At 44.1% G+C, this 4457-nt stretch carries 3 protein-coding genes; all 3 read left to right on the top strand.

Annotated features, from left to right (window positions below; translation table 11 throughout):
* The first annotated feature begins 27 nt into the window (after positions 1–27).
* Complete coding sequence (locus B7Y67_RS11325; protein WP_293598732.1) at positions 28–1566, top strand: SulP family inorganic anion transporter; 1539 nt, start codon at positions 28–30, stop codon at positions 1564–1566.
* 179 nt (positions 1567–1745) lie between these two features.
* Positions 1746–3407: a cation:proton antiporter gene (locus B7Y67_RS11320; RefSeq protein WP_293598731.1), complete on the top strand. Its 1662-nt coding sequence runs from the start codon at positions 1746–1748 to the stop codon at positions 3405–3407.
* Positions 3404–4321: a universal stress protein gene (locus B7Y67_RS11315; RefSeq protein WP_293598730.1), complete on the top strand. Its 918-nt coding sequence runs from the start codon at positions 3404–3406 to the stop codon at positions 4319–4321. Before B7Y67_RS11320 ends, B7Y67_RS11315 begins: the two co-directional genes overlap by 4 nt.
* Positions 4322–4457 lie beyond the last annotated feature (136 nt).

The following is a 4457-nucleotide window of genomic DNA, read 5'->3' as shown; positions in this document are numbered from 1 at the left end:
TAAATAAATAATAAGGAATTTAGCCTAATGAATGCTAACTGGTTGTCTCATAAAACCAATATTTTAGCGGGTATTACCGTCGCTATGGCGTTAGTGCCTGAAGCACTGGCTTTTGCCATTGTGGCTGGTGTGCATCCGATGGCTGGCTTGTTTGCCGTGGTGATTGTCGCTTTTATTACCGCTGCTTTTGGTGGTCGCCCTGGTATGGTATCAGCTGCGGCTGGCTCTTTAGCGGTCGTCATGACGGCATTAGTGGTGCAACACGGTGTTGAATATCTCTTTGCTGCCGTGATTGGTATGGGTATCATTCAGCTGATTATTGGTTGGCAAAAATGGGGGCGTTTTATTCGCATGGTGCCTGCTCCCGTCATGCTCGGTTTTGTTAACGGCTTGGCGTTAATCATTTTTATGGCGCAAATACCATCATTTAAAGATGATGCGGGTAATTGGTTGCAAGGTGCTACTTTATGGCAATTGTTGGCGGCTGTGGCTGCAACTATGGCCATTATTTATCTATTACCTCGCTTAACCAAAGCCATTCCATCGGCATTGGCGGCGATTGTGCTGGTCACACTGGCTGTGGTTGCTTTAGGTTGGGATTTACGTACTGTGGGCGATATTGCCGATATGGAAAGCAGCCTTTCTGTATTGGTATTGGGTGATCCTAACAACCCTGCACTGAATGGTTTTCATCTGCCGATGATTCCTTTCACATGGGAAAGCTTTATTATCGTTGCCCCTTATGCGTTGATTTTAGCGATTATTGGCACGGTTGAATCCTTGCTCACCATGACCTTAATTGATGACATTACCCAAACGCGCGGTCAAGGCAATCGGGAATGTCTGGCTCTGGGTTCGGCGAACGTGGTTGCAGGACTATTTGGTACCATGGGGGGCTGTGCGCTCATTGGTCAGTCGATGATCAACACCAAATCGGGGGGTACTGGACGCTTGTCGGGCATTACCGCAGCCTTGGTGGTTTTGCTATTCATTTTGGTATTGTCTGATTTAATCGAGCAAATCCCCATTGCTGCGCTCGTTGGTTTAATGTTCTTTGTCGTCATTGCGACCTTTGAATGGTCGAGCATGGCCATTCTGCGTGGCATGAGTAAAGCAGATGCGCTCATCGTTGTCATTGTTACGACACTCACTGTCGTGTTTGATTTGGCCATTGGCGTCATTGCTGGGGTGATTATTGCAGCCTTGGTTTTTGCTTGGCAACATGCACAAAAAGTGATGCTAGAGCGAAAAGTACAACCCGATGGCAAGGTCATTTACCACGTGCACGGCCCCTTGTTTTTTGCTTCGGCACACAGTTTTAGCGAACAGTTTGCCATTGATGATGACCCTGAGTGCGTTAAAATTGATTTTAAATACTCGCGCGTTTACGATTATACGGGCGTTGAAGCCATTGATAAGCTAACGGAACGTTATCAAGCCAAAGGCAAGAAATTAGTCTTAAAGCACTTAAGCCCTGAATGCCAAGCACTACTTACCAAAGCGAAAGAGCTGGTGGAAGTGAATGTTTCCGAAGACCCGCATTATCACGTGTCTATGAATCGATAAATAAAACAGCTAGGGATGCTGTGAAAAATACTAAGGGATGGGGGATTGGGGGAAGGGTTCCACCATCATGACATGCAACCGATTGATTAAATCCCTTCCACCAACCAATAAATTGAAATAGGAAGTCTGAAGAAAAAGCGAAGCGCATTCTTCAGACCTTCCCTAGAGGCAACTTAACTATGCATGAATCGGTTTTTCAACAATTTGCCCTATTACTGATTATTGCCGCTATCGCGGGCGCCATCGCGACGCGCTTGAAGCAGCCCGTTATTATTGCCTATATTTTAGTGGGTATTATTGTCGGTCCAGTTGGCTTCGCTTTAGTGACAGCACACGATCAAATTGAATTGCTAGCTAAAATTGGTGTGACAGTTCTGCTATTCCTAGTTGGACTTAAACTGGATATTCAACACGTAAAACATATTGGCCCTGTGGCACTGGCCACTGGCTTAGGTCAACTGTTATTCACCATTGTTATTGGCTTTTTTATTACCCTACTCTTAGACAAGGATTGGATGACAGCACTCTATGTCGCTATCGCCCTTACCTTCTCTAGCACCATTATTGTCATTAAATTGTTATCCGATAAACGTGAACTAGATTCTTTGCATGGTCGCATTGCCATCGGTTTCTTAATTGTACAAGACGTGGCTGTGGTCATCGCTATGATGTTTGTTAGCACGCTTAAAGATACTGGTTTAGATGACACATCTATTGTATTAGAAGTCGCCATTATTGCTGCCAAATTACTCGCGGTTGCTGTTGTCGTCTTCTTGCTCATGCGCTATGTGCTTCCTTGGTTAATGCGCTATGTCGCACAATCACAAGAGTTGTTGCTGGTGTTTGCTATTGCCTGGGGCGTCGCATTATCCAGTGCAGGGCAATTAATTGGTTTTTCAATGGAAGCTGGTGCCTTTATTGCCGGTTTTTCACTCGCATCCACTGTCTATCGAGACGCCATCAGCGCAAGGCTCGGTGGTATTCGTGACTTTCTATTGCTATTCTTCTTTGTTGAGTTGGGCAGTAAACTCGACTTTAGTTCACTGAGTGAAGAACTGGTTTCAGCAGTCATTCTGTCACTGTTCGTACTCATAGGTAATCCATTGATTGTCATGGCGATTATGGGTTATATGGGCTATCGTAAACGTACTGGCTTTATGGCGGGGTTAACGGTAGCGCAAATTAGCGAGTTCTCCATAATTTTTGTTGCCATGGGCATTACCTTAGGCCATGTGGGTCAAGATGCGTTAGGGTTAACTACTCTAGTTGGTATTGTTACCATTGCTGTGTCCACTTACATGATTATTTACTCGCAAACGCTCTATCAATGGTTTTCGCCTTATCTTTCATGGTTTGAGCGTCGAGTCGCTTTTAGAGAAACAGAAACCAGCAATCAACCTGTTAACGATCAGGAACCACGTGTATTGATTGTTGGCTTAGGTCGTTTTGGTGGACAAGTGATGCGTCATTTGCATCGTCAGGGTATTGCCGTAATGGGTATTGATTTCAACCCTGAGGTGGTGCAAAAGTATCGTGAAGAAGGTTTTAATGTGTTGTACGGCAACACCGAAGATAGTGAGTTATTAAGTTCAGTACCTTTTACGCATATTGCGCATATTTTAACCACGCTGCCTAGTGATGATGCCAACTATGCACTCTTACATCATTTAAGTCTTTATAGCCATCAAGCACGTATTACTGCCGTGGTGCGAACGGAAACCAATTTGTTACATTTAAAACAAATGGGTATTTCACATACGATTAATCCCTACATTTTTGCAGCAGACCATACTGCAGAAATAATGGCGCAAGAATTTATCCATCAGGAGATCAAATCATGAAAACAATGAATAAACTGCTCGTGGCAACGGACTTTTCGGCACCAGCACGTCATGCCGTCATGCGATCAGCGGCTTTAGCACAACAATTAAAGGCTGCCCTCCATATTACTCATGTAGTTGAGGCATCTCTAACGGAACATTTAAAAGCACTGCTAAAATTAAGCGATCAACAGACAAATGAACGTGCTCAAAAACATGCTGAATTAGAGCTTAATGCGTTAATGTTGGCTGTGGAAGCAGAATATCACCAGACTCCTAGCCTGAGCGTCCATTCTGGTTCGTTATTGCCGACGTTAGCAGATGTTGTTGAGCAATCGGCTGCGGATTTAGTTTTGTTAGCTGCTAAAGGGGAAGACTTTATTCGAAACTGGACGATTGGATCTACTGCAGAACGTCTCATTCGGATGCTTCACTGTCCGATGTTGGTTGTTAAACAATCAACTCAAGTCCGTTATCAACGCGTCATGATTGCCATTGATTTTTCTGACTGGTCTCGTTCTTCTATTGAGTTAGCACAACAGATTGCCCCTAATGCACGCTATGTTTTAGCTCATGTATTTGATATTCCTGAAGAAGGAAAGCTAAGATTAGCGGGTGTCAGTGAATTTGACATTGTTAACTATCGCAATGATGTGATGCAACAGCATCACAACAAGCTCAATAAAATTGCAAAAGCCTGTGGTTTGAGTGACTCCCAGTGGTCTCCATTGGTCATGAAAGGTGATCCTAGCAGCCGTTTACTGGAAGCAGAAGAAGAGCATGATATTGACTTAATTGTACTTGGTAAGCATGGTAAGGGCTGGTTCAAAGAAATGCTACTAGGTAGCACCACCAAACATCTGTTGACCGACTCTAATACCGACCTATTAATTGCTCAGCGCGGTCAACAAAACGAATCACAAGATAATGAGTGATACCACAACCTAGGGAAAGCTCTAAAAACCCCACTTCGTGGGATTTTTAGAGCTCCCAAGTTTATTTAGTCTCTGGTGGAAGGGATTAAATCAATAGGTTACATGCAATTATTGTGCATCCCTTCCCCCAGTCCCC

It is taken from the genome of Polynucleobacter sp. 35-46-11, assembly GCF_002281105.1.
The sequence above is the reverse complement of the archived record's forward strand: the minus strand, read 5'-3'. Positions and strand labels throughout refer to the sequence as shown.

Bases quoted from the DNA above. Each gene is read 5' to 3' on its own strand.
- B7Y67_RS11320 (WP_293598731.1), top strand. From the start codon at position 1,746: ATGCATGAATCGGTTTTTCAACAATTTGCCCTATTACTGATTATTGCC.
- B7Y67_RS11325 (WP_293598732.1), top strand. From the start codon at position 28: ATGAATGCTAACTGGTTGTCTCATAAAACCAATATTTTAGCGGGTATT.
- B7Y67_RS11315 (WP_293598730.1), top strand. From the start codon at position 3,404: ATGAAAACAATGAATAAACTGCTCGTGGCAACGGACTTTTCGGCACCA.